We start from the raw sequence: 25,415 nt of genomic DNA, 5'->3' as shown, positions 1-25,415 counted from the left end.
GGCCGCTTGCTCACAAGACCACGCAGTCGTGTTGCACTTGTTCCGAATCGAGCAGTGCATGGAAACGCGCAAATCCCGTAAGCCTTGCGAAAGACTCACGCCGCGCCGATCGTCGGTCACGACGGATTTAGTTTCACGAATAAATCAACGAGCACAATCGTTTGAATGTTTACATTTCGTGTTGCAGCAGGATTTGAACACGATTTGCCGACAACATCCCCACATTCCGCTCAGCTTTCGGTTGCATTCGCTGCGCTAGCGTCTCCTCGTACGATCCTGTCAACGAGGGACGTCATGAAAAAGCATGCTCATATGCGAAAAGCTCTTGCCCGCGGTGTCGCCCTGGCCTTGAGCGCAGCCGCTGTACTTTCAGGCGCAGCATTCACGCTTACCTCCGCACCGGTTCATGCCGGGGTTGCCATCGGCGTGGGCATTTCGATCAACGTGGCGCCGCCACCGCTGCCGGTGTACGAGCAGCCACCGATGCCGGCGGTGGGTTACATCTGGACACCTGGTTATTGGGCGTGGGGCGATGGGGGTTATTACTGGGTGCCGGGCACCTGGGTGATGGCGCCGTTTGTCGGTGCGCTATGGACGCCGGGCTATTGGGGCTGGAGTGACGGCGTATACGCCTTCCATGAAGGCTACTGGGGAACCCAAGTCGGCTTTTATGGCGGCATCAATTACGGCTTTGGCTATACCGGCAATGGTTACGCCGGCGGTCACTGGGGACCGGGTGGCTTCTACTACAACCAGTCGGTCAACCAATTCGGTGGCGTGCACGTCACCAATGTGTACAACCAGACCGTGGTGAACAACGTCACCGTCAACCATGTCAGCTATAACGGTGGCAACGGCGGCATCACCGCCCAGCCCACGGCCGAACAGGCTGCATTTGCACGCCAGCAGCACACGCCGCCGGTCGCCGCGCAGCAGCAGCATGTAGCCATGGCGGCCCAGAATCAGTCGCTGCGCGCCTCGGTCAATCACGGTAATCCAAGCATTGCCGCCACCTCGCACCCCGGCGCGTTTACCGGCGCGGGCGTGGTAGCCGCACGTGGCCCAGGCGGGCCGATGCCGGCAGCCGCACCAACGCCCCACCCGGCGACTCACGCGGATCCAGCGCAACCCGCCAACGGCGCGATGCGCTCGCCGGCTGACGCACCGCATCCGAATCCCGTGTCACCGTCCGAGGCACCACATCCGGCCAGCGAGCCGGCACCCGCAGGCGGCGTGAACAGTCAGCCGATGCATGAAGCGTCGCCGTTGCCGTCGCAACCGCAACCACGCCCCGAAGCTGCTCCCGCACCGCATGCGGCACCGCGACCTGCCGAACAGACTTTCCATGCTGCGCCACAGCCCATGGCTCACCCGGCTGCCCCCGCCGCGCGACCGCACGCAGCGCCATCCCGCCCGGCTGAAAAGGCTCCGCCGCCCAAACGGGAAGAACACCACGGCGCGCCCCCTGGCGGCGGATAAAACCGGCGGCGGGTGAACCGCGTAAGTCCCGACCGTTAGCATCGCAACACCGCGCCCCGAAACCGCAATCACCTATAGAAGGAGGCGGTTTCGGGGCGACCATTCCAAGAATCAGCAATTCCTGCCACGCCATGGATCGGCGATGTCGCTAAGCTGCGGCAGCATGAAGGTTCACACCGAACAGGACTATCGCCGCCGTATCGCCCGCGTTGTCGAGACGATTCTGCTCGACCCGGCGGCACCGCATACCGTGGAAAGCCTGGCGGCGGTGGCTCACCTGTCGGCGTTTCATTTCCACCGGATCTATCGCGCCTTTACCGGCGAAAACATCGCCACGACGGTCAAGCGCGTCCGGCTCGCGCGCGCGGCGTATCGGCTTGCGGATGCCAAGGATACGGTGACATCGATCGCACTCGGCGCCGGTTACGACAGTGCGCAGACCTTCGCGCGCGCATTCCGCAGCTTCACCGGCATAACGCCCAGCGAATTTTCAGAGCGGCAACGCGACCTCGCCACGCTGCAAGCGGATCCGGATAACGAGGCGCTGCCAGTCGTGGAGTTGCGCGAAGTACCGCCGATGCATGCGCTATGCCTGCGCCATGGCGGCCCGCTCCCATCGATCACGCATACCTTTTGCGCGCTGTATCGCGCGCTTGGTGATACGCCCCATCAGGCCGCGATCGGCATCGGCTATGGCGACCCGGAGGAAAAGGATGGCTTCAGGTATTTCGCCGGCGTCACTGTGCAAGATGCACCGCGAGCGATCGCACCGGTCGAAGCCATGCACGTGGAAGGAGGCCTGTACGCCTCGTACCGGCTCGTCGGCCCGTATGCATTGATTGCGCCTACATTCCAGACATTGTTCGGCCGTTGGTTGCCGCAAAGCGGGTACGAACCGGATCACCGGCCAGCGCTGGAGCTTTATCACACGCATGCTTCAGCCGGCTCACCCAGCGAAAACGTTACCGAATTGCTGATACCCATCCGAAGGGAATAGCCATGAACTTGTTCCGCTGCCTCCTCGCCGGAGTCTTGCTCGCCGGCTCGTTCCCGGCCGCCAGTTTCGCCACGGACACCATCGCGCCCTATCACGTCGGAGAAAGCGGGCGCCTCTTTCATCCGGACAAAGCACGTGACTGGCGCGGTGCGAAAACCCAAGCTTTGCTGGTGCGTATCTGGTATCCCGTCGATCGCAGCGTGACGGAACAACCTCACGATATCGGCGCTCCTGGCCACCCCATCTTCGAGGGGCATCCGGTTGCGGCCGATGCGCCGCTGTCGCCAGGCAAGGCGCGCTACCCATTGTTGTTGATGTCACACGGCACCGGTGGCAGTGCCGACAGTCTCGATTGGCTGGGGGCGGCGCTCGCCGCGCAAGGCTATATCGTCGCGGCGGTGAATCATCCGGGCAATACGGCATTGGAGCCGCTCACGGCCGAAGGTTTTCTGCTGTGGTGGGAACGCGCGACCGATGTGAGCGAAGTGCTCGATGGTCTGCTGCACGACGCCGTATTGGGCCCGCATATCGATATGCAGCGCGTCGGTGCCGTGGGCTTCTCCCTGGGCGGATACACCGTGTTGGAATTGGCCGGAGCCAGAACGCATCGGCTGGCGTTTGAACATTTCTGCGTATCGCCCGCGGCGGATGCGATCTGCCATCCACCGGAAGCACAGGGGCTCACGCACGCCGATGGGTTTGCACTTGCGCCATCGCCGCAGACCGATGCTTCCATCGCCCATTCCGACGACTCGTATCGCGACCCGCGCATCAAGGCCGTCTTCGCGATTGCGCCGGCCCTGGGCGAAGCCTTCAATGCAAGCTCATTCGCCGACGTGCGCATCCCCATTGCACTGCTTGCTGGCAGCGCCGACACCACCGTGCCCCTCGGCACCAATGCCGAACGTTTTGCGCGTTTTATGCCGAACGCCAAGCTCACTCTGCTACCGGGCGCCGGTCACTACACCTTCCTCGACGTTTGCACACCCAATGTCGGAGACCAGCCCTTCTTCTGCAAGGATGGGCCCGGCGTCGATCGCACAGCGATACATGCAGAGGCTATCGCGCAAGTGGCGGCGTTCTTTGCAAAAACGCTGCCGACAACGAACTGAACAAACCGGACCTTCTCACAACGGTTCATGCTGCGCGATCGAAGTTGCCGCATTTCAAATGGCTATCCGGTCAACCCTGGTCTGCGAGTCGGTCCGGTAATCGTGCTGCGAAGCAAACATCACGGCCGGACATCCAAAAGAACACCTTGCTCAGGTCACTGCCATGCCGGCATCACCTCTGCTAACTTGCATCACCGCACAGTGACTAGGGGAACACCATGCTTCTGCGCCAACTTCCGGCTGCGCTGGCCATCGCTGCCAGCCTGCTGGCCTTGCCTGCCGCCGCCGATACGGCGAAGTCGACGCCAACCGCCAAGGAACTGCTCGCCAAGGCCAAGCCGGAGGAGTGGCGTACGCCCGATCCCACCAATCTGCTTTATATGCAGCTTCCACAAGGACGCGTGGTGATCGAGCTGGCGCCGGATTTCACCCCCTTGCACGCAGACAACATACGCACGCTGGTGCGCGAACACTACTTTGACGGCCTGGCCATCATTCGCGTGCAGGACAACTTCGTCACCCAGTGGGGCGACCCCAACGATGACGACAGCGGAGACAAGAGCAAGATCAAGCCGTTAGGTAGTGCGAAGGCCAAACTGCCGCCCGAATACACGCGCGCGATCGATCCCAAGCTGCCGTGGACCCCACTCCCCGACGGCGACATGTATGCACCGCAGGTTGGTTTCAGTGAGGGCTTTCCCGTGGCGCGCGATCCGGGTACCGGACGCGAATGGCTGACGCATTGTTACGGCATGGTGGGCGTGGCGCGCGACATTCCGCCGGATAGTGGCAGCGGCAATTCGCTCTATGCGGTAATCGGACAAGCGCCACGCGGACTCGACCGCAATCTGGCCATTGCAGGTCGGGTGATCCAAGGCATGCAATATCTGTCTGCCCTGCCCCGCGGAACCGGCGCGCTCGGTTTCTATACGCAGGCATCACAGCGCACACCGATTATTTCGGTACGGCTTGCCGCCGACATTCCGCCCGCTGAACGCGAAAACCTGCAAGTACTGCGCACGGATAGCCCAACCTTCGCCGCCATCATCGAGGCCAAGCGCAATCGCCGCGATGCGTTCTATACCGTGCCTGCTGGAAAGATCGATCTGTGCAGTATCGACATTCCCGTGCGCGCGCTGGATGTCAAGCACTAAGCCGGGTGCTGCACACCATAGTGAACGCACAAATTCTTATTAAGCATCAGAACACACGCTCTTCACCTGCGTCATAGTGTGCTGAAACCACGCCGGCTGCTTCCTGCCGGCGGGACCTCAAGAGACATGGAGTGATGAAGCGCAGGTACAAAATTCTGGCCTGGATCACCGGCTTCCTGCTGGCGCTGGTGGTGGCACTGATACTGCTGGTCGCGCTGTTTGACTGGAATCGACTGAAACCCGTCATTAATGATCAGGTGAGTACGGCGATTGGTCGCCCCTTTGTGATCCAGGGTGACCTGTCGGCAGCATGGCAGCGCGAAACCTCTGAATCCGGGTGGCGTGGCTGGATACCGTGGCCCACGTTTACGGCACGCGATATCCGCGTCGGCAATCCGTCATGGACCACGCAGCCGCAGTTCGCACAACTCGATGCACTGCAGGTTCGCCTGTCCCCGCTACCGCTGTTGCTGCACCACGTCTATGTGCCCTCGGTGCAATTGGTTGGCGTGAAGATCGACCTCGAGCGCGACAATCACGGACAAGCCAACTGGCTGTTCAGTCTGCCGCAAACCACAACGCCGTCGAACTGGCGGGTCAACATCGGAGCGATCGGCTTCGACAAGGGCCAGATCGCGCTGGACGACGCCAGGAACCGGCTGAATCTGCAGGTGACAATCACGCCGCTGCAGCAGGCGATTCCGTACGACCAGATCGTGACGCAAGCCACCAGCGATGCGCGCGCCGATGTGGGCCATGATGTAGGCAAATCGGTTGATGCCAACAAGACCAGGCCGGATTCATCGACGAACGCCAGCCGCACCCGCTACCAATTTGCATGGACTGTGGATGGCCACTATCAAGGTTCTTTGGTGACCGGCACCGGCAAGACCGGCGCGGTGCTGGCCCTGCAGCAGACCGATCAGCCATTCCCCGTGCAGGCGCGCCTGCATGTTGGTGACAGCAAGATCGCCTTGGTGGGCACGCTGACCGATCCCCTGCATCTGGGTGCACTGGATCTGCGCATGTGGTTCGCCGGTACCAGCATGGCCAAGTTGTACCCCATCATCGGCATTGCCCTGCCAGATACCCCGCCTTATGCCACCGAAGGTCACCTTTCCGCCGAGCTGCACTTGCACGGCAGCCGTTTCAGCTATCGCGATTTCCGTGGACGTGTCGGTAACAGCGACGTAGGCGGCAACGTGCAGGTGGTGACCGGCGGCGACCGACCCAAACTCACCGGCGACGTCCATTCGCAACAGCTGCGCTTCGTCGATCTGGCGCCGCTGATCGGTGCCGATAGCCAGGCAGAAAAGCAGCAGCGCGGCGATACCACGAAACAGCCCTCCGACAAGGTGCTACCGGTCGAGCCCTTCCGTACCGATCGCCTGCGCACCTTGGATGCGGACCTCACCTTCAGCGCCGCGCACATCGAGCATCCAACGTCGACACCCGTCGACTCGCTCAACACCCATGTGTTGCTGGACAACGGTCTGCTGCAACTCGATCCGCTGCATATGAACGTAGCCGGTGGCACCATCGACAGCCGCATCCGCATTGACGGCGGCGCGCAGCCCATGCGCGCCACGGCGGATCTGCGTGCCCGCCAGCTTCAGCTCAAGCAACTGTTCCCCACGTTCCAGCCCATGAGCACCAGCTTTGGCGAAATCAATGGCGATGCCACCATGAATGCACACGGCGATTCGGTGGCCGCCTTGATGGGCGATGCCAATGGCGAACTGAAGCTGCTGATGAACGATGGCGCGATCAGCAAGACCTTGCTCGAAACAGCCGGCTTGAACTTCGCGAATGTCGTGATCGGCAAATTGTTCGGCGACAAGACCGTGAAAATCAACTGCGCTGCCGCCGACCTTGCCGGTACGAATGGCCTGTTCACCAGCCGCCTGTTTGTGTTCGATACCGACGACGCCATCATCAATGTGACCGGAACGATCAACTTTGCCAACGAGCAACTGGATCTGAACGTTACGCCGCACACCAAAGGCATGCGCATCTTCTCGCTGCGCTCGCCGCTTTATGTCAAAGGCACGTTGAAGACCCCCGATGTTGGCGTGCATGCCGGCCCGCTATTGCTGCGCGGCGGCGGCGCCCTGGCGCTTGGCGTATTGGCTCCGCCGGCAGCGCTACTGGCCTTGGTTGCGCCCAGCCACAGCGATCACACAAACACATGCCAACAGGTATTGACGGAACTGCGCAATGCCACGCCGCCAAGCGGTGGTAAAAAGTAGCCCGGTGATTGATCCAATACCTGCATCACAGCGCAACGTCCCCTGATTTACCGGCGCCACGCGCCGGCACCGAGTGCGCGCATGGATGCGCGCTGCTCTTCATGGGGCCCCTGGGGCGCGGTGAAGGGGTGGAGGACAAGCCCGCAGGGAAGCCGGCTTGTTTTTCGTCAGGGCAGGAAGCCCTGTCGAAAAACCCCGCAACCCCTTCACGGACTTGCCGGGCAGGACGCCCGGCAAGCGCGCCCTCGGGGGTGCCCTTTCTCTTGGTTACTTCTCTTGTCTCCGGGCATCCACGCCCTCCGCCCTTCGGGCCAGCTGCGCTGTTCGCACGCGTTCCTGACGCGTGCGTGGGCACGCAAAGAGAAGTAACTCGGCCCCTTCGGGGCCGAAAGCTCCTAACGCTCTAGAACATCGACCACAACGCAGCCCCAAACTTTTTGCTGGGTTACCCACGCCAACCCAGCCTTCACCTCGTCAATGAATTTGCCTACATGCAAGCAACTTGCGCAGCGCCTCTATTGTGGTGACGCGGCATAACCGATTCCCGACAGCCGGCTAGAATGACGACCTTACCCCTAGCCCCGCCCCCTCATGCAGTCCATCAACAAAGCCCGCCTGCAAATCCACTTTTGCGTACTGCTATGGGGCTTCACCGCCATCCTCGGCAAGCTGATCACCCTGCCCGCCCTCTCACTGGTGTGGTGGCGCATGTTGCTGGTAACCGGCGCATTGTTAATGCTGCCAAAGGTCTGGCGCGGACTGCGCGCCATGAGCATGCGCCTGCGCCTGGCGTACGCCGGCATCGGCGTGCTGGTATCGCTGCACTGGCTGACGTTCTACGCGGCGATCAAGCTGGCCAATGCATCGGTAGGTGCCACCTGCATTGCATTGGGGCCAGCCTTCCTGGCGTTTATCGAACCGTGGCTGACGCGCCGCCGCTTCGATCCGCGCGAGGTGCTGATGGCCGTCGCTGTCGTGCCGGGGGTGGCAATGGTGGCCGGTGGCGTGCCGGGACATATGCGGCTGGGCATTGCCGTGGGTGTGCTGTCGGCGCTGTTCGTGGCGCTGTTCGGTTCACTCAACAAGCGCCTGGTGGAACATGGCGATCCGCTCACGGTGACCTGTATCGAATTGGGCACGGGGGCAGTCTTCCTCACCTTGCTCGCACCACTGTTGCCGCATACCGGGCCGGCTTACCAATTACCTGACACGCACGATGCCTTGTTGCTGTTGTTGCTGGCATTCGGTTGCACGCTGCTGCCGTTTACCTTGGCGCTGGTGGCGCTGCGCCACATCAGCGCCTTTGCCACGCAGATGATCACCAATCTGGAGCCGGTCTACGCCATCGTGCTGGCCATGCTGCTGCTGGGTGAGCAGCGCCAGCTGGATATGTGGTTCTATGCAGGCGTCATGGTGATTCTGGCGGCAGTGTTTGCCCATCCCCTGCTGCATCGCAAGGACCAGGCACCGATTCAGCCGGAATTGCTGGGCGCAGCCGAAAGCCATAATCTCGACTGATTCGTAGGTTGAATGACGCTGCCCCGGTCCAACCCGTGTCACCGAATGCACGGCTAATCGGTCCTGCATAAAGTCGATAAATGCCCCCGACGGAGAAAAGTGATGAAACTGGTTCTGTTCGGTGCAACCGGCCATATCGGCCACGCCATCCTCGATGAAGCGCTCGCCCGCGGCCACGACATCACGGCGGTCGTGCGCGATGCCAGCCGCCTCACCGAGCAACATCACAAACTGCACGTGGTGGTCGGTGACATCGCCGATCCGGCAAGCTGGCTGGCAGCGGCCAAGGGCGCCGACGCGGTGATTGCCAGCGTGTCTGCACGTCGCAACGGCAACAGCGAAACGATTCCGAACGCGGCGAACACCCTGCTGGCTTGCCTGCCTGATGCTGGCGTGGAACGCCTGCTTTGGGTGGGTGGCGCAGGCAGCCTGGAGACCTCGCCCGGCGTGAGGGTGATCGACGACCCGCACTTTCCGGAAGCATGGAAACCGGAAGCCCAGGCACAGGCCCGCGCGCTGGAAATCTTTCGCAGCAGCAAGGCCGATATCGACTGGACCTATATCAGCCCCGCCGCCTGGCTTGAGGATGGCGCGCGAACCGGCACCTACCGGATGGGCGGCGACGCGCTGCTGACCGATGCGAGCGGTCACAGCCGCATCAGCGTGCCCGATTACGCTGTGGCCCTGCTCGATCGCCTCGACCGGGAGGATGCGCCACGGCAGCGGATCACCGTGGCGTACTGACCGCGCGCTCAAGTCGTGGCGGGCCGGCCCTTATAATCAAGTGCCCAGCCCGCCGGATTGCCATGAATTATCGCCACGCCTATCACGCAGGCAATTTCGCCGACGTTCTCAAGCACAGCGTGTTGTTTGCGCTGATCCAGGCGTTGCAGGCGAAGGAAACGCCCTTTGCGCTGATCGACACGCATGCCGGCAGCGGCTGCTATGCGCTGGACAGCGAGGAAGCCGGCAAGACCGGCGAATATCGCAACGGGATTGCGCGCCTGCTCTTTCCGGATCTGCAGCCGGGTCAAGCGACCAACCATCCGCTGCCGCCGCTGCTGAGGCACTGGCTGGATGCGATTCTGGCACTGCCGGGTAACGAGCATGGGCTGAAACTCTATCCGGGTTCTCCCTTGCAGGCCGCTCGCGCCATGCGCAGCACCGACAGCGCTCATCTGTGCGAATTGCATCCGGATGAAGCCGCCCTGCTGCGTGAGCTTTTTCACCACGACCATCGCGTGCACGTGCACAACCGCAACGGTTACGAAGCGCTCAAAGCGCTGCTGCCGCCCCAGGAAAAGCGCGGGCTGGTGCTGATCGATCCGCCTTATGAAGCACAGGAAGCGGAATACCGGTTGATCGAGGCGGCGTTGAAGACCGCCTTGCAACGCTGGCCCACTGGTATCTATGCGATCTGGTACCCGATCAAGTTACGCAGCCAGGTGCAGCCTTTCCTGCGCTGGTTGCAGCGTTGTGGTGCGCGGCGCGTACTGCGCGCGGAATTGCTGGTGCATCCGGACGACTCCCCGCTGCGTTTGAACGGCTCCGGCATGGTGGTCCTCAATGCGCCGTGGAACCTGGATCAGCTGCTGCGCGAACCTTTACGGGCCATGGCGCGTCTGACCTCGCAAGAACACGCGGCCGAATGGCGACTGGATTGGCTGGTGCGGGAAGACGAAGCGGCCAGTGGCGCAACCAAGCCGCTACCGCCGCCGAGGCGCGCCCGCTAAGCTCGCGCTTTGACGCACTGGCAAAACATCCACGCCGCTCGCGGCGCTACGCCCCCTGCGCGTCTCACAGCGACACCTGCGAAGGGGCAACACAAAAGGGAAATCGCCATGAACATTCGCATCACTCTCCGTTCACTGCGCTTGTTCACGCCGCTGATCGCACTCGCCCTGGCAGCCTGTGCGCCGGCCCCCATCTACAAGGTCAGCGCGGGCACCGTGGCCGTCACACCCATGCAGGTTGCACATTCGCCGGAACAGTACGCCAAGGGCGAAGTCATCTGGGGTGGCAGCGTGATCGACGTGCGCAATTTCCCCGACCATACGGAAATCGAAATCCTGGCCTATCCGCTGGATTCATCGCAGCGTCCGCTGACCAATGGACAAGCGGTGGGACGCTTTATTGCGGTGTATCCCGGCTATCTGGAGTCCTTCAGCTTCCCAGGCGGCAGCCTGGTGACGATCAGCGGCACACTCAACGGTAGCCGCAACGAGCAGGTGGATCAGGCGGCTTATGTGTATCCGTTGGTCAGCGTGACGCAATCGCACCGGTGGACGGCAGCAGAAATGCGTGCTGGCCATCCAGACATCCATTTCGGCGTTGGCGTAGGCGTGGGTATTCACTGATAACGATCATCCAGGCGAACGCCTGACGAGGCTCATCCGTAACCGGGAGTGCTGCATGTCCGGCCATGCCAATTCGCTGAAAGCCATCCTGCTGGCGTTGGGCGCCAATGCTGCGATCTTCATCGCCAAGCTGGTCGCCGCGGTGATCACCGGTTCGGGCGCGATGATGGCGGAGGCGGTGCACTCATTGGCTGATTGCGGCAATCAGGGCTTGCTGCTGCTCGGCATGCGGCAGTCTAAAAAACCGCCCTCGGACGATTATCCGCTGGGCTGGGGCCGCGCCTTGTACTTCTGGTCATTCGTCGTGGCCATCTTGCTGTTCGCGGTCGGCGGCTTGTTTTCGATCTACGAAGGCACGCACAAGCTCACCCACCCCGAACCGCTGACCTGGCCGTGGCTGGCTTTGGGCGTACTGCTGTTCGGCATCGTGGCTGAAAGCATCTCGATGCGCGGCTGCATGCGTGAAGTGAACCTTGCTCGCGGCGAGCAAAGTTTGTGGCAGTGGTTTCGTCAGACGCGCTCAAGCGAATTGCTGGTGATCTTCGGCGAAGATCTCGCTGCCCTGCTCGGCCTGTGCCTGGCAGCGCTGGCGATCGGCGCAACCATGCTCACCGGCAACCTGCTGTTCGACGCACTCGGCACCGTCGCCATCGGGGTCCTGCTGGTGGTAGTGGCAATCGCCCTGGCGATCGAGGTGAAGGCGTTGTTGATCGGCCAAGGGGTGGAGCCGCGGCGGCGTGCCGAGCTGCTGGCCTTCCTCGATCATCGTCCTGAAGTAGCCCAGGTCTATAACCTGATCACGCTGCAAATGGGTCCGGACGTGATGGTGGCCGTCAAGGCGCGGATGGCGCCGACGCCGGACAGCCTCGCCCTGATCCACGCCATCAACACCGTGGAAGCGGCGATGAAGGCGCAGTTCACCGACATACGCTGGAGCTTTTTCGAACCGGATATAACGGATTAGGCCTGCAAGTACGCCATGTCGCGATGCAGCATGAGACCTGGTGACGCAGGCCGTGACAAAGCATGATTTCTTTGCAGCAGAGGCGGCAAGGCAAATAGTTCAAGTCCTAATCGCTGTGATTTATTCATGTTGCAGTGCAAACAATACGCTATAGTATGGGCATGCCTATGACCCCTGCTCGCGATTTTGAATCCCATTCCCGGCACGCCCAGCTGCCGCCCCGTAGCGGCGAACGTTTCGCCTGCCCGCGCATCGTCACCACCGCCCAGGGCGAGGTCGTGCACACGGCCGATGGCCGCGAACTGGTGATGCGCCGCGTCGAGCCCGGTGACGTCGCTGCCCTGCAGCGTTGCTTCAAACGGCTGTCGCCGCAGGACGTGCGCCGCCGCTTCATGCATGCGATGTCGGAACTGCCGATCTCGATGGCGCAGCGCCTGTGCCGCATCGATCCGGAACTGGAAGCGGCCTACGCCCTGATGGACGAAACGGTCAAACCTGCCGAACTGCGCGGCGTGGGCCGCATCTTTGTGGATGTTGCAGCCAACAGCGCCGAGTTCTCGGTGCTGGTGGAACGCGAATGGACCCGCATCGGCCTGGGCGCGCTGGTGATGCAGCGGCTGGTCGACGAATGCCGCCGCCGTGGCCTCAGCGAGCTTTGGGGCTACGTGCTGATGGAAAACCGCCCCATGCTGGACCTGTGCAAGGAGCTCGGCTTCGTCGCCAAGATGGTGCCGGGCGAAACAGGCACCGCGCAGATCAGCCTGAAGCTCTGAGGGCTCCACCCCGCAGACGGGTTTTGAAACACTTCCCGGAAGGCAACAGGGCCAACGCGCTACACTTGCGCGCTCGCTCGGCGCGGCCTTGAGGCTGCGCCCTTCATGCCGCCTTCCCATGCCCAATCCGATCAGCCACCCGCCTCTTCCCACCACTCCCAAGCAACGCCGCTTCTGGACCCCGCCACACGGTTCAGCACGGGCCCTGCTGGTTGCCGAAGCGGCAACATCGCATAGCGGCTTGCTGGTCGTCGTGACCAGGGATACCCAGCGCGCCCATGCACTGGAAGACGAACTGCGCATCTTCTCGGGCTCGCTGCCGGTGCTGCATTTTCCCGATTGGGAAACCCTGCCCTACGATGTTTTCAGTCCGCATCCGGACATCGTCTCGCAGCGCATCGCCACGCTTTACCAGCTGCCCAGCGTGAAACGCGGCGTGCTGGTGGTGTCAGCCGCCACCTTGATGCAGCGCATTGCGCCGCGCACGCATATCACCGGCTCGGGCCTGATGCTGCGCAAAGGGCAAAAGCTTGATCTCGCCGCCGAACAGCGCCGCCTGGAAGGATCCGGCTATCGCCACGTACCACAGGTCGCCGAGCCGGGCGATTTCGCCGTGCGCGGCGCACTGATCGACATCTTCCCGATGGGCGCGCGTGAGCCTTACCGCATCGAACTGTTCGATGACGAAGTGGAATCGATCCGCAGCTTTGATCCGGAAACGCAGCGCTCACAGCAGCAGGTCGAAAAAGTCGAATTGCTGCCCGCACGCGAATTCCCCGTCACTGACGAAGCCGCCAAGTCCTTCCGCAGCCGTCTACGTGAACGTTTCCCGATCGATGTGCGCCGTTGTCCGCTCTATCAGGACATGAAGGAAGGCGTGACGCCGGGCGGTATCGAGTATTACCTGCCGCTGTTCTTCGACCAGACGGCCACCTTGTTCGATTACCTCGCCGACGATGCGCTGTTTGTGCTTGGCGAAGGCAGCGGTGAAGCGTCCGAACAGTTCTGGGCACAGACAGCCGAACGCTACGATCAGCGCGCGCACGATATCGAGCGCCCGGTGCTGCCACCCGCCGAGTTGTATCTCTCGCCCGAACAACTGCGCGAGCAGCTCAACAGGCGACTGCGCGTGGAAGTGGTCGACAGCGGCCACGAACATGCCGTTGCAGCCGGCACGCAGCCGGCTCCGGATGTGCCGCTCAATCGCAAGGGTGAAGAACCCGGCACGTCGCTGCGGCACTTCATCGAAAGCTATCCGGGCCGCGTGCTGATTGCAGCCGATTCAGCCGGCCGCCGCGAGGCGCTGCTGGAACAGCTCGCCGCTGCAGGCTTGCGACCGCAGAACGTCGATGGCTGGTCTGGCTTCCTGCAGGATGCAAACAAGCTCACCATCACGATCGCTCCGCTGGAGCAAGGCTTCGCGCTGACCAAGCCGGCGATCGCCGTGCTGACCGAGCGCGAACTGTTCGGCGAACGCGTGCGCACGGAACGCCGCCGCCGGCGTGGCGCGGCGCGCGATCCCGATACCATCATCCGCGACCTGACCGAACTGTCGATCGGCTCGCCGATCGTGCACGTCGACCATGGCGTGGGCCGCTACCAGGGGCTGGTGTCGATGGAACTGGGCGGCATGGCCGGCGAGTTCCTGACCATCGAATACGCCAAGGGCGACAAGCTCTACGTGCCCGTGGCGCAACTCGGCCTGGTCAGCCGCTACTCCGGCACTGCGCCGGAATTGGCGCCGCTGCATTCGCTGGGTGGGGATGCGTGGGAACGCGCACGCAAGAAAGCCGCCGAGAAAGTACGCGACGTCGCCGCCGAGTTGCTGGCCATCTACGCCCAGCGCGAAGCGCGCGGCGGTGAATCGCTGCCGATCGACCGCCAACTGGTGGAGGAATTCGGCAGCAGCTTCCCGTTCGAGGAAACCCCCGACCAGTTGCATGCCATCGATGCCGTGCTGACGGATCTGGCCGCACCGCGTGCGATGGACCGCGTGATCTGCGGCGACGTCGGCTTCGGCAAGACCGAGGTTGCACTGCGCGCTGCTTTCGCAGCGGCTACTGCCGGCAAGCAGGTGGCGGTGCTGGTTCCCACCACGCTGCTCGCCCAGCAGCACTATCGCAATTTCGCCGACCGCTTCGCTGATTGGCCGGTGCGCGTGGATGTGCTGTCCCGTTTCCGCTCCACCAAGGAAGTGAACGAAGCGCTCAAGCGCCTCGCCGACGGCCATATCGACGTAATCGTCGGCACGCACAAGCTGCTGCAGTCGGATATCAAGTTCAAGCAGCTCGGTCTGGTGATCGTGGACGAGGAGCAGCGTTTCGGCGTGCGCCAGAAAGAACAGCTCAAGAAGCTGCGCGCTGAAGTCGATCTGCTGACCATGACCGCCACGCCAATCCCGCGCACGCTCAACATGGCCATGAGCGGCCTGCGCGATCTTTCGCTAATTACCACGCCGCCGGCCCATCGCATGGCCGTGCGCACGTTTATTTCCGCGTGGGAACCCGCGCTGATCCGCGAGGCCTTCCAGCGCGAATTGCAACGCGGCGGTCAGGTGTATTTCCTGCACAACGAAGTGGAAAGCATCGAACGCTCGGCACGCGAACTACAGGAGCTGATTCCCGACGCGCGCATCGGCATTGCTCACGGCCAGATGCCGGAGCGCGAACTGGAACAAGTGATGGCGGACTTCCATCGCCAGCGCTTCAACGTACTGGTTTGCACCACGATTATCGAAACCGGCATCGATATCCCGACCGCCAACACCATCATCATCAATCGGGCGGATCGCTTTGGCCTGGCGCAGCTGCATCAATTGCGTGGCCGTGTGGGACGCTCGCACCATCGCGCATATGCGTATCTGGTCGTACCGGATCGCAAAAGCATCACCGCCGATGCCGAGAAGCGACTGGAAGCACTGGCGTCGCTGGAAGAACTCGGCGCGGGCTTTACGCTGGCCACGCACGATCTGGAAATCCGTGGCGCCGGCGAATTGCTCGGCGATGAACAATCCGGCCAGATCCAGGAAATCGGCTTCGGCCTTTATACAGAACTGCTCGAGCGTGCCGTTCGCGCCCTGAAGTCCGGCAAGGTGCCCGACTTTGATCTGAGCAGCGAGCACGAAACCGAAGTGGAACTGCACCTGCCTGCATTGATTCCCGATGATTACCTGCCCGACGTGCACACGCGCCTGACTTTGTACAAGCGCATCGCCAGCGCCCGTGACGGGGAATCACTGCGCGAACTGCAGGTGGAAATGATCGACCGCTTCGGCCTGCTGCCGGACGCCGTCAAGCAACTGTTCGCGATTGCCAGTCTGAAACTGATGGCCACCCCGCTGGGTGTGCGCAAACTCGACTTCGGCGCCAACGGGGGACGCGTCACCTTCCGCGACAAGCCCGATGTGGATCCCATGGCGATCATTCGCCTGATCCAGAATTATCCGCGCGTGTACAAGCTGGATGGACAGGACAAGCTGAAGGTCAACATGGAACTGCCCGGCGCCAGCGAACGGATTCGGGCTGCCGAAGAGATTCTTGGCAAGCTGGGCGCACGCAAGGCTGCATAAGCTTGAGTAGGTTGGGTTACCCCGGACTTGATCCGGGGGGTAACCCAACGATGGTTATCGCTTCGATGGAGTTCCGTTGGGTTACGCTGCGCTAACCCAACCTACCCAACCTGCCTCAGCCTGTCCGGTCAGGCGGAACCGCTGCGGGTGAGATAGTGCACGCTGAACATCCTTTCCGGATCGAACCATACGTGCTGCACCGTCAGGCCGGCCGTCGCGGCCAGCGCAGCAAAATCTTCCACTGAATACTTGCAGCTGTATTCCACCAGCATGGCCTCGTCCTCGCGGAACAGCACCTGCAAACGCCCCACCCGCACGCGCTGTTCGCGATTGCTCAGAATATGCGTTTCGATGCGTCCGGCCATGGCGTTGTAGTGCGCGCGATGACGGAAGGAGCCCAACTCGAAATTGCAGCCGAGTTCGCGATTCAAGCGCGCCAGCATGTTGAGCGTGAATGACGCGGTGACACCGGCACGATCGTTGTAGGCCGCTTCAATGACCGACCGGTCTTTTTTGAGGTCCGCACCGACCAGGATGCCGCCGTTGTCGCCCATTTCGCCACGCATCTTGCGTAGCAATTGGGCGGCTTCGCGCTCTTCGAAGTTGCCGATGGTGGAACCAGGGAAATACACCACAGTACGCCGCGGTGCACGCGGTGGCACGGGCAGTCTTAGCGGGCGGGTGAAATCCGCACCCAACGGTTGAATCGGCAGCTCCGGAAAATGTTGTTCCATGCGCTGCATGCTGAGCCGCAGCGGTTCGGGAGAAAGCTCTATCGGCACCCAGGCCACCGGCGTGGCAAGGTGCTCGAGCAGCAATCGCGTCTTGATGGCATGCCCGCTGCCGTATTCGACCAGCCGCACATCCGAGCCGAGTACTGCGGCAATCTCGCCGGCATGCGCATCAAGCAGCGCGATTTCGGCTCTTGTCAGGTAGTACTCCGGCTGCTCGCAGATTTGCTCGAACAAGGCAGAGCCCCGTTCGTCATAGAACAGCCAGGATGGCAATCGTTTGGGTTGCGAACGCAAACCCCGTTGAACCACTTGCAGTAGCAGGTTATCGGGCGGGCGTTGTTCGTCACGTACTGCATAAGCTTGAACACTCATCGGTCCTGTCCCAATCGGATGCCCGAGAACTGCCAGCGGGCATGGGGCGGAAAAAAATTGCGGTAGCTGGCTCGAATGTGATCTTGCGGCGTTGCGCACGAGCCACCGCGCAATACCCATTGCCCATTCATGAACTTGCCGTTGTATTCGCCCAAGGCGCCGGGCAGCGGCTTGAACCCTGGATAGCTGACGTATGGCGAGGCGGTCCATTCCCACACATCGCCATACATTTGCAGCATCCCCTCGCCGCGCGGCGCAGCGACGGGATGAAAGCGCTGGCTCTCCTGGAAATTGCCGGCGATCTGCAGCCCCCTGGCGGCATCCTCCCATTCGGCTTCGGTCGGCAGACGCGCGCCGGCCCAACGTGCGAAAGCGTCAGCCTCGAAGTAGCTGATGTGGCAAACTGGCGCTTGCGGGTCCAGGGCGCAAATGCCGGACAAAGTGAATTCGCTGGCTAGGTCTTCCTGCCAGTACATCGGTCGCTGCCAGCCTTCCCGTTGCACGGTGGCCCAACCGTCAGAAAGCCACAAGCCGGCGTCGTGATAGCCGCCATCGCGCACGAAGGCGAGGTATTCGCTGTTGGTCACCAGGCGATGGGCCAGTGCATGCGCCGACAGCCAGGTGTGATGACGCGGCGTCTCGTTGTCGTAGGCAAAACGCTGGCTATCGTCATGCCCGATTTCAACCACGCCTTCCCGGCCTTGCATGAAGTGCATCAGCAACGAAGCAGCGCTGCTCTCGGCCGGCAACGCCTCGCGATAAACCGGATGCAAGGGCTGGCACCAGAACGCGTGCTTGATATCCGTCAGCATCAATTCCTGATGTTGTTGCTCATGCTGCAAGCCAAGCTCGATCCGGGCGGCGAGTTCGTCATCCACCCCACGTTCCATCAGCTCGCCGACGGCTTCATCGATGCGCGCGCGGTAATCGCGCACCTCATCCAGGCTTGGACGCGACAACAGACCGCGCTTTGGGCGCGCATGCATGGGCCCTACCGATTCGTAGTAGGAATTGAACTGGTAATGCCACTCGGGATTAGGTGCGCGATAGGCAGGATCCCGTCCGAGCACGAACTGCTCGAAGAACCAGGTGGGATGCGCCAGATGCCACTTGCCAGGACTGGCGTCGGGCATCGATTGCACCATGAGATCTTCCGCACTCAGCCCGGCGCATAGCGCCAGCGTCTGCCGACGGATACGCATGAAGCGCGCAAGGCGGTCTTCCTTGCGTACAGCCCATGTCGAGACATTCATGACACAGGTACGAACCGAGTGGGCGGGTTACGGTACATCTTGTGGCGCATGAACCAGCAGACGATCATAGATCTTCACCATGCCGTAAGCATCGTTCATATTATGTAATAAGCGCATGGCGGGAATATGGCGGTTGTCATGGCCATATCGCCGCAACGCATCAAATTTAATCCATGCAGCATGAGGTGACCGCGATGAAACCTGTCATTTCCGCAGTGCTGTTTTTTGCTGTTGCAGCAATTGGGGGACTTGCCTGGGCGCAGTCTGCCGCTCCCACCCGTACCCCTTTACCTAATAATGACTGCCTGCGTATTAGTCAGATCAGCGAGTGGCACGTCATCGATAATCAAACGGCGATCGTCCAGGCCGGACCGTACAAGCGCTACCTGGTGAAGTTGCAAGCAACCTGTCAAAAGCTGGGCATTGGCAACCCTGGCCTGATGTTCATCGGCAGCGCTGCGGACCGGGCCACGCAAGCGGACACCATTTGCGGAACGGTGGGCGAAAAGGTTCGTTCCCGTTATCAACCGGGATGCATGATTCAATCGCTGAGCCTGATCGACCAGGACACGTTCAATAATCTGCGCGCCAAGGCCAAGTACAGCAGTACGACGACACAGAAACAGTCCGGCCAACATCCTTGATGTGCCTGGACACTGCGCAAAAGAAAAGAGCCCGGTGTTTGCCGGGCTCTTTTTTGATCACGCTCTGCTTGGCTTAGTAAGCCGGACCGATATAGCGGGTCTGATAGGGATCAGACGTCACCACCGTGGTGGTTACCACCGGCGGCGGAACACCCTGGTAAACCACCGTGCCTGGGGCATACACCACAGCCGGCGGCGGCGCGTAGTAAACCGGCGGCCCGGCCACTGCGCCGGCTACCAGACCTGCCACTGCACCGCCCACGATGGCGCCGGCAATCCAGCGACCACCGTACCAATAACCGCCGCCGCGGTAGCAGCAGCCACCGTGGTAATAACCACCGTGCCAACCCCCACCACCATACCAGCCGCGGGCTGATGCGCCGACCGGCAAAGCCACGGCCGTGGCGAGCGCCAGACCGATCGCAACGAACTTGCCGACACTACGTTTGGACATGACACACCTCCGTCAAGATGGAGTTATCGTCGTCCTCACGCGCTTAATCTGTACTGAAGCGTTTCATTTCTTTACACGGGCGCCGTCCCAAGGATTTACCCCGTCCTCAGCCGCCCCGGACGCATGCCCTTTCAACCGCATCAGCCAGCAATCATGAATGTTCGATCGGCGCGAAAAATCGAACGGAATACTGCCCGCGCCCCAGTTCTCAATGCTGAATCGTTCTTCAAGCCCTTCGCGGTCGAGTGTGAAACGGCGGAAGTTGTTGGAGAACACGATGATGCCGTCGTTGCTGAGACGATCCGCGCAAGCCAGCAGCAGCTTGACGTGGTCGCGCTGCACGTCGAAATCGTCGGCGCGCTTGGAATTGGAAAACGTCGGCGGATCGACATAGATCAGCCCATAACGCTCGCGCGAATGCTGCAGGAAACTGGCCGCGTCGGACTGCACCAGCCGATGCTTCTCGCCGGTAAAACCGTTCAACGCAAGATTGCGCGACGCCCATTCCAGATAGGTGCCGGACAAGTCGACGCTGGTCGTATCGCGCGCCCCGCCCGCTGCCGCATACACGCTGGCCGTCGCGGTATAGGCAAACAGATTGAGGAAACGCCTGCCAGCGGCCAGCTCGCGTAATTTTGCACGCACCAGGCGGTGGTCGAGGAACAGACCGGTATCCAGGTAATCGTAAAGATTTACCAGGAATCGCAAACCACCCTCTTCCACCTCGATGAATTCACCACGCTGGTCGAACTGACCGTACTTGGAACCACCCTTGCCACGCTCGCGCGTCTTCAGCGCGATACGGGCACGCGGGGTGTCGAACGCTTCGCCCGCCACACGCGCCATCTCGCGCACACGCGTGCGCGCCACTTCAACGGAGACGCTGGCAGGGGCACGATATTCCTGGATATGCAAATGCGTGGCGCCGGACGTATCGGCATACACATCGATGGCGGCAGCGTACTCGGGTAGATCCTGGTCATACGCGCGCCAGGCATGAATGCCTTCGCGCTCCAGCCGTTTACGCAAATGGCGGACGTTCTTGTCCAAGCGGTTCTTCAGCATCTGCGCGCCGGACGAAAGCGGCGGCTTTTCGCGCGGTGTGTCGTCGCGCGGATGCAGTTCGAAAATCAGCAGTACGGTTTCGAGCGCACCGTTGTAGAGGGCGTATTTCTTTTCAGGTCGCAGCGTGGTCGCGCGCCCCAGTTCCGCATCGCCAGCCAGGATGGCGGCACGCCAACCGGTGAAACGATCGCGCAGGGTTTCACCCAGCATGCGATAAAGCCTGGGCATGCTCTCGCGGTCACCCAGCCGCTCGCCATACGGCGGGTTGGTGATGACCAGACCCTGCGTCCATCCCGGCGGCGGCGCAACATGCAGCGCATCGTGACGATCGAGTGTGAAGAAACCAGCGACACCCGCTTCCTGCGCATTGCGTTTAGCCGTCTGCACCATGCGCGGATCGGCATCGGAACCAAAGAAGCAGCTGCGCAAGGCCGGCAATCCGGCTTCGGCTCGCTTGCCCGCTTCTTCAAGCAGGTTGCGCCACAGCGGGATATCGTGCTGTTTCCAGCCGAGGAAGCCGTAGTACGTACGGCGCAAGCCAGGCGCCACATCGGCCACCATCAGGGCGCCTTCGATCAGCAAGGTGCCCGATCCGCACATCGGGTCGAGCAAGGCGCCGCCCTGGGCGTAGACCTCAGGCCAGCCTGCACGCAGCAACATCGCTGCGGCGAGGTTTTCTTTCAAGGGGGCTTCGCCTTGCTGCTCGCGCCAGCCGCGGCGATGCAACGGCGCGCCGGCCAGATCGATCGATACGGTGGCGCGGTCACGCCGCAAGCGCAGGTTGATGCGCACATCGGGCTCTTCCGTATCCACCCCTGGACGTTCCTGGCCGTGCTGCCGGAACTGGTCGACAACCGCATCCTTCACGCGCTGAGCCAGGAACTGGCTGTGCGAGATCTTGCTTTGCGCGGTGTTGGCATCCACCGCCAAGGTGGCGTGCGGCGCCAGATGCTGCGACCAGTCGATGGCCTGCACACCGGCATAAAGCGCGTCATCGGAAGCGGCTTCGAATTCTGCGATCGGCAATAGGATGCGACTGGCCAGGCGCGACCACAGACAGGCGCGATAGGCCGTCTCCAAGGTGCCGGAAAAGCGAACGCCGGCCAGCGCTTCGTGGACGTCGGTGCCGCCCAGCGCCATCAGTTCGTCGCGCAGCAGATATTCAAGCCCCTTGGGGCAGGTTGCAAAAAAGGAATTCAAGCGCGCTTCGCCAACTGTTCCAGGAAAAAGCCGAACTGCCGACTGAGCTCATCGACGTGCGCACCAAGGCGATGGTCGTCATCCAGCACCAGCAGCGGCAGATAGCGGCGCCGTGCAAATTCGTAGACCTCGTCCAGCGGACAGACGTCGTCCTGCCAGCCGTGGATGAGCAAGGTAGGCACGTCTTCACGCAGATCGAACGCCAGATCGTTACCCGGAATCAGCGCCGGGGTCGCCAGCAGGAACAGACCCGCCACCGGCTGCTCCAGCGAAGCCAATCCGGAAACGAACGAGCCCATGCTCGAACCCATCAGCACCGGCGGCTGTGCACACGCAGCGATGCGTGCGTGCAGGCGCTCGATGCGCGGCGCTACCGAGCCTGCGTGCCCCAGCGCATCGTCCTCGCGATAGTCCGGGCGCTCCGTGCTCCAGCCCATCGATTCGGCGACTTTCGCCAGCACGCTGACCTTGGTGGCATCCGGACTGGCATCCGAACCATGGGAGAGTATGACGTGTCCGGGCATGACAGCCTCCTTGTGCGCAACAACAGATCGCGAATGATATCCCTGTTGGTGTGTGAGCCGCCTGTATCGAACCCTGCCCCGCCAAGTGAGGCGTGCCAGCGGGGGTTGCTTGCAGGGGCAAGTCTGCGCGCCGCACTTATGCAAGACTGGTCCCATGCCCATGCTGACCATCCACGATCAACCCCTGCCCTACGTGGCCAAGTTGCCGGAGCGGCCGGCCAGCACTGTCACTCTGGTGGTGATCCATTGCACCGAACTCCCCGACCTGGCCATGGCCCGGGAATACGGCGAGAAGGTGCTGTACGAAAGCGGTACCGGCAATAGTGGTCATTACTACATCGATCGCGACGGCACCGTGTACCGCTATGTGCCGGGCACGCGCGTGGCCAACCACATACGTGGCTACAACCCGCAGTCGATCGGTATTGAGCTGGTCAACAAGGGGCGCTACCCGCTGTGGTTCGATTCACGCCGCCAGACCATGACGGATCCCTATACCCCGGCGCAGATCGCTTCATTGCGGGCACTGCTGGCGCAGCTGCGCGTGGATTTCCCCAGCCTGCATGAGATTGCCGGTCACGAGGATCTGGACACCGCACGCGTCCCCGCCAGCGACGATCCCGCCAAGGAAGTGCCGCGGAAGCTGGATCCTGGTCCGCTGTTTCCCTGGGCCGAGGTGCTGGCCGGGAGTGGGCTGAAACGGATTGGCGCAAATCATTAGCTCCGCCACCGCTATAATTCGGCGCCAATACGTTCAGGGGTTAGCTGCATGCGCGACGCGCACGTCAAAGAACTGATAGAGCTGTTGCAGCTCGAACGGCTGGAAGACAACCTCTTCCGCGGCCAGAGCCGGGACATCGGCACGCGTTTCGTGTTTGGCGGCCAGGTGCTGGGGCAGGCGCTGTCGGCAGCGCAGCAGACGGTCGATCCCTCGCGCGAGGCACATTCGCTGCATGCCTACTTTCTGCGCGCGGGCGATATCGACGCCCCTATCGTCTACAGCGTCGAACGGGCGCGCGACGGCGGCTCGTTTTCGTCCCGGCGCGTGGTGGCCATCCAGCATGGCCAGCCTATCCTCAACGGTTCGATTTCGTTCCAGGTTCCGGAAAAAGGCGTCGAGCATCAATCCTCGATGCCGGAAGTACCCGAGCCCGAAGACCTCGAGCCGATGCATCGGGTACCGCCGGAAGAACTGGCTCGCCTGCCCGTAAAGCTGCAGCGCTGGCTGGGTACTGACGGTCCGTTCGAATTCCGCGAGGTGTGGCCGCGCGACGAGATCCACCCGCCCAAGCGTCCGCCGATCCAGCACATCTGGTTCCGCATCACCGCGCCGGTGGACGATTCGGCCAGCCTGCACCGCGCCTTGCTGGCCTACGCCTCGGATTTCCACCTGGTCGGCACCGCGACCCTGCCACACGGCATTTCCTATCTCACCCATAACATTCAGATGGCCAGCCTGGATCACGCACTGTGGTTCCACCGCCCGTTCAGGGTGGACGAATGGCTGCTTTATTCCTTTGACAGCCCTACCGCCCAGGGTGGCCGCGGACTCGCACGCGGGCAGATCTTCAGCCGCGACGGCCAACTGGTAGCGTCCACGGCCCAGGAAGGCCTGATCCGCTTGCGCAGCGACGGTTGATGAATCACCAGGTTCCACCATGGCCCGCGTTAGCAGGCTGCTTCTTACAGCCTGCTAAACTTGCCCCATGCGTCTGCTCTATACCTCGCCCCGCCAGGAAAACATCGATCGCGTTGTCGCCTACATGGCCGAAAACGGCGTGGAGACCACGGTCACGAATCGTTCCAACTGGAACCGTCCGAGCTATCGGCGCTTCAGCTACTCGCAGCGCAGCGAGAATCGGGACAGCTGGCCGCAAGTCTGGATAAGCCGCGCGGACGACTACACCAAGGGGCGCGAGTTGTTGCGCCAGCTAGGTATCGAACCGATGATCCGCCATGGCGAAGAACTGCGGGCGGAGCGCAATCCTACCGAAGCCCTTTACGTCCGCCGCGATCACACCGTCGCCAGGGTGCGGCGCATCGTATTGCTGGCCATCCTGGGCGTATTCATGGTGCTGGCCCTGCACTATTTGCACTTCATCTAGGGCCTGTCAGCACTATTGGCGTAGCCCGCGCTGGAAGCTGTTTGCCCACCATCCGGCGCGGGCTACGCCAATAGTGCTGACAGGCCCTAAATTGCTTGCCACGGTAGCCTGCGACGGTCATAGAATCGTCCCATGCGCTCCGATCACGTCCGCCTGTTCCAGACTTTGCCGCACGCCTGCGGCTATTTTGCCGGGCGCACGGCACAGAACCTGGTGATCGACCCGGCTGCCCCCCAGCTGGATCGTCTGTATGGGGCGGCGCTGGATCACGGTTTCCGCCGTGCGGGTGGCCATCTGTATTTCCCGCACTGCCCGAATTGCCATGCCTGCACGCCTTGCCGCATCGACGTGGCGAACTTCAAGCCGGACCGTTCCCAGCGCAGATGCCTCAAACGCAACGCGGACCTGACCGTCACCGAACGCATGGCCGGCTACAACAGCGAGCGCCATACGCTTTATTCGCGCTACCTGCGTACCCGCCATCCCGGCGGTGGCATGGACGAAGCCGAAGCGAGTGATTTCCGGCGCTTTCTTACCGCGCCGTGGAGTCCCACGGTATTTCTGGAACTGCACTTGGCCGACCGCCTGCTGGCCGTGGCCGTCACCGACATCTGCGCCACCGGCATTTCAGCCGTCTATACCTTTTACGACCCGGACGAGCAGGACCGCGGCCTGGGCACCTTTGCCATCCTGCAGCAGGTGGAACTAGCCCGGCGTCGCGGCATTCCGTGGGTCTATCTGGGTTTCTGGATCGAAGGCCACCCGAAGATGGACTACAAGCGGCACTTCCGGCCTTTGCAGGTGCGTGTGGCCGATGGCTGGGTGGATCTGCAGCGCGCGTCATCCAAGCTATCCGGCGACTGATCCGAACAGCCACCCGCCAACCCGGGTGC

22 protein-coding genes are annotated in these 25,415 nt (G+C 62.1%); 17 read left to right on the top strand and 5 right to left on the bottom strand.

Features of this window, described 5'->3' with window-relative positions; all coding sequences use genetic code 11:
* Positions 1 to 294: 294 nt before the first annotated feature.
* From ISP19_RS18125 to mfd, 12 genes are all read left to right on the top strand, one after another.
* Positions 295 to 1,479, top strand: coding sequence for a YXWGXW repeat-containing protein (locus tag ISP19_RS18125; RefSeq protein ID WP_204683797.1), 1,185 nt, complete (start codon positions 295 to 297; stop codon positions 1,477 to 1,479).
* 163 nt (positions 1,480 to 1,642) lie between these two features.
* Positions 1,643 to 2,476, top strand: coding sequence for an AraC family transcriptional regulator (locus ISP19_RS18120; RefSeq protein ID WP_204683796.1), 834 nt, complete (start codon positions 1,643 to 1,645; stop codon positions 2,474 to 2,476).
* A gap of 2 nt (positions 2,477 to 2,478) precedes the next feature.
* Positions 2,479 to 3,588, top strand: a complete 1,110-nt coding sequence (locus ISP19_RS18115; RefSeq protein WP_204683795.1) for an alpha/beta hydrolase family protein — start codon at positions 2,479 to 2,481, stop codon at positions 3,586 to 3,588.
* 218 nt (positions 3,589 to 3,806) lie between these two features.
* Positions 3,807 to 4,742 (top strand): peptidylprolyl isomerase, encoded by a 936-nt coding sequence (locus ISP19_RS18110; protein WP_204683794.1) that lies wholly within the window; start codon positions 3,807 to 3,809, stop codon positions 4,740 to 4,742.
* A 134-nt stretch (positions 4,743 to 4,876) separates the two neighbouring features.
* On the top strand, positions 4,877 to 6,991 hold the full coding sequence (locus ISP19_RS18105) for an AsmA family protein (protein WP_204683793.1): 2,115 nt from the start codon (positions 4,877 to 4,879) through the stop codon (positions 6,989 to 6,991).
* A 591-nt stretch (positions 6,992 to 7,582) separates the two neighbouring features.
* Positions 7,583 to 8,509, top strand: coding sequence for a DMT family transporter (locus ISP19_RS18100; protein WP_204683792.1), 927 nt, complete (start codon positions 7,583 to 7,585; stop codon positions 8,507 to 8,509).
* A 102-nt stretch (positions 8,510 to 8,611) separates the two neighbouring features.
* Positions 8,612 to 9,253: an NAD(P)-dependent oxidoreductase gene (locus tag ISP19_RS18095; protein WP_204683791.1), complete on the top strand. Its 642-nt coding sequence runs from the start codon at positions 8,612 to 8,614 to the stop codon at positions 9,251 to 9,253.
* Positions 9,254 to 9,315: 62 nt separating this feature from the next.
* Positions 9,316 to 10,242, top strand: coding sequence for a 23S rRNA (adenine(2030)-N(6))-methyltransferase RlmJ (locus ISP19_RS18090; protein ID WP_204683790.1), 927 nt, complete (start codon positions 9,316 to 9,318; stop codon positions 10,240 to 10,242).
* A gap of 108 nt (positions 10,243 to 10,350) precedes the next feature.
* Positions 10,351 to 10,866: a Slp family lipoprotein gene (locus ISP19_RS18085; RefSeq protein WP_204683789.1), complete on the top strand. Its 516-nt coding sequence runs from the start codon at positions 10,351 to 10,353 to the stop codon at positions 10,864 to 10,866.
* A gap of 55 nt (positions 10,867 to 10,921) precedes the next feature.
* Positions 10,922 to 11,830, top strand: coding sequence for a cation diffusion facilitator family transporter (locus ISP19_RS18080; RefSeq protein WP_204683788.1), 909 nt, complete (start codon positions 10,922 to 10,924; stop codon positions 11,828 to 11,830).
* Positions 11,831 to 11,997: 167 nt separating this feature from the next.
* A complete protein-coding gene (locus tag ISP19_RS18075) occupies positions 11,998 to 12,603 on the top strand; it encodes a GNAT family N-acetyltransferase (protein WP_204683787.1) in 606 nt (201 codons plus the stop codon).
* 118 nt (positions 12,604 to 12,721) lie between these two features.
* Entirely contained in the window at positions 12,722 to 16,171 is a 3,450-nt protein-coding gene (gene mfd / locus ISP19_RS18070) for a transcription-repair coupling factor (RefSeq protein WP_204683786.1), read from the top strand.
* 128 nt (positions 16,172 to 16,299) lie between these two features.
* On the opposite strand, the gene egtD is transcribed toward mfd, so the two are convergent.
* The gene (gene egtD / locus ISP19_RS18065) at positions 16,300 to 17,277 is read right to left on the bottom strand and encodes an L-histidine N(alpha)-methyltransferase (RefSeq protein ID WP_204683785.1); all 978 of its coding nucleotides are present in this window, start codon (positions 17,275 to 17,277) and stop codon (positions 16,300 to 16,302) included.
* Entirely contained in the window at positions 17,274 to 18,530 is a 1,257-nt protein-coding gene (gene egtB, locus ISP19_RS18060) for an ergothioneine biosynthesis protein EgtB (RefSeq protein WP_204683784.1), read from the bottom strand. Before egtB ends, egtD begins: the two co-directional genes overlap by 4 nt.
* Before the next feature lie 194 nt (positions 18,531 to 18,724).
* Between egtB and ISP19_RS18055 the strand changes: the two genes are divergently transcribed.
* Positions 18,725 to 19,174 carry a DUF6491 family protein gene (locus ISP19_RS18055; RefSeq protein WP_204683783.1) on the top strand — a complete coding sequence of 150 codons (450 nt, stop codon included), beginning with the start codon at positions 18,725 to 18,727 and terminating at the stop codon, positions 19,172 to 19,174.
* 73 nt (positions 19,175 to 19,247) lie between these two features.
* Here the strand turns inward: ISP19_RS18055 and ISP19_RS18050 are convergent, their stop codons facing one another.
* The 3 genes from ISP19_RS18050 to ISP19_RS18040 all read right to left on the bottom strand — a co-directional run bounded on the left by ISP19_RS18050 (position 19,248) and on the right by ISP19_RS18040 (position 22,417).
* A complete protein-coding gene (locus tag ISP19_RS18050) occupies positions 19,248 to 19,628 on the bottom strand; it encodes a hypothetical protein (RefSeq protein WP_204683782.1) in 381 nt (126 codons plus the stop codon).
* 63 nt (positions 19,629 to 19,691) lie between these two features.
* Positions 19,692 to 21,893 carry a bifunctional 23S rRNA (guanine(2069)-N(7))-methyltransferase RlmK/23S rRNA (guanine(2445)-N(2))-methyltransferase RlmL gene (gene rlmKL, locus ISP19_RS18045; protein WP_204683781.1) on the bottom strand — a complete coding sequence of 734 codons (2,202 nt, stop codon included), beginning with the start codon at positions 21,891 to 21,893 and terminating at the stop codon, positions 19,692 to 19,694.
* Positions 21,890 to 22,417 carry an alpha/beta hydrolase gene (locus ISP19_RS18040; RefSeq protein WP_204683780.1) on the bottom strand — a complete coding sequence of 176 codons (528 nt, stop codon included), beginning with the start codon at positions 22,415 to 22,417 and terminating at the stop codon, positions 21,890 to 21,892. The genes rlmKL and ISP19_RS18040 overlap by 4 nt, the downstream gene beginning before the upstream one ends.
* 154 nt (positions 22,418 to 22,571) lie before the next feature.
* Between ISP19_RS18040 and ISP19_RS18035 the strand changes: the two genes are divergently transcribed.
* The 4 genes from ISP19_RS18035 (at position 22,572) to ISP19_RS18020 (ending at position 25,386) form a co-directional block, all read left to right on the top strand.
* Positions 22,572 to 23,138, top strand: coding sequence for an N-acetylmuramoyl-L-alanine amidase (locus ISP19_RS18035; RefSeq protein WP_204683779.1), 567 nt, complete (start codon positions 22,572 to 22,574; stop codon positions 23,136 to 23,138).
* Positions 23,139 to 23,186: 48 nt separating this feature from the next.
* The gene (locus tag ISP19_RS18030) at positions 23,187 to 24,056 is read left to right on the top strand and encodes an acyl-CoA thioesterase (RefSeq protein WP_204683778.1); all 870 of its coding nucleotides are present in this window, start codon (positions 23,187 to 23,189) and stop codon (positions 24,054 to 24,056) included.
* A 67-nt stretch (positions 24,057 to 24,123) separates the two neighbouring features.
* Complete coding sequence (locus ISP19_RS18025; RefSeq protein WP_204683777.1) at positions 24,124 to 24,522, top strand: hypothetical protein; 399 nt, start codon at positions 24,124 to 24,126, stop codon at positions 24,520 to 24,522.
* Positions 24,523 to 24,654: 132 nt separating this feature from the next.
* Positions 24,655 to 25,386 (top strand): arginyltransferase, encoded by a 732-nt coding sequence (locus tag ISP19_RS18020; RefSeq protein WP_204683776.1) that lies wholly within the window; start codon positions 24,655 to 24,657, stop codon positions 25,384 to 25,386.
* Positions 25,387 to 25,415 lie beyond the last annotated feature (29 nt).

Source organism: Dyella flava (assembly GCF_016904955.1).
GTDB lineage: Bacteria > Pseudomonadota > Gammaproteobacteria > Xanthomonadales > Rhodanobacteraceae > Dyella_B > Dyella_B flava.
This window is presented reverse-complemented; position numbering and strand designations above follow the sequence as displayed.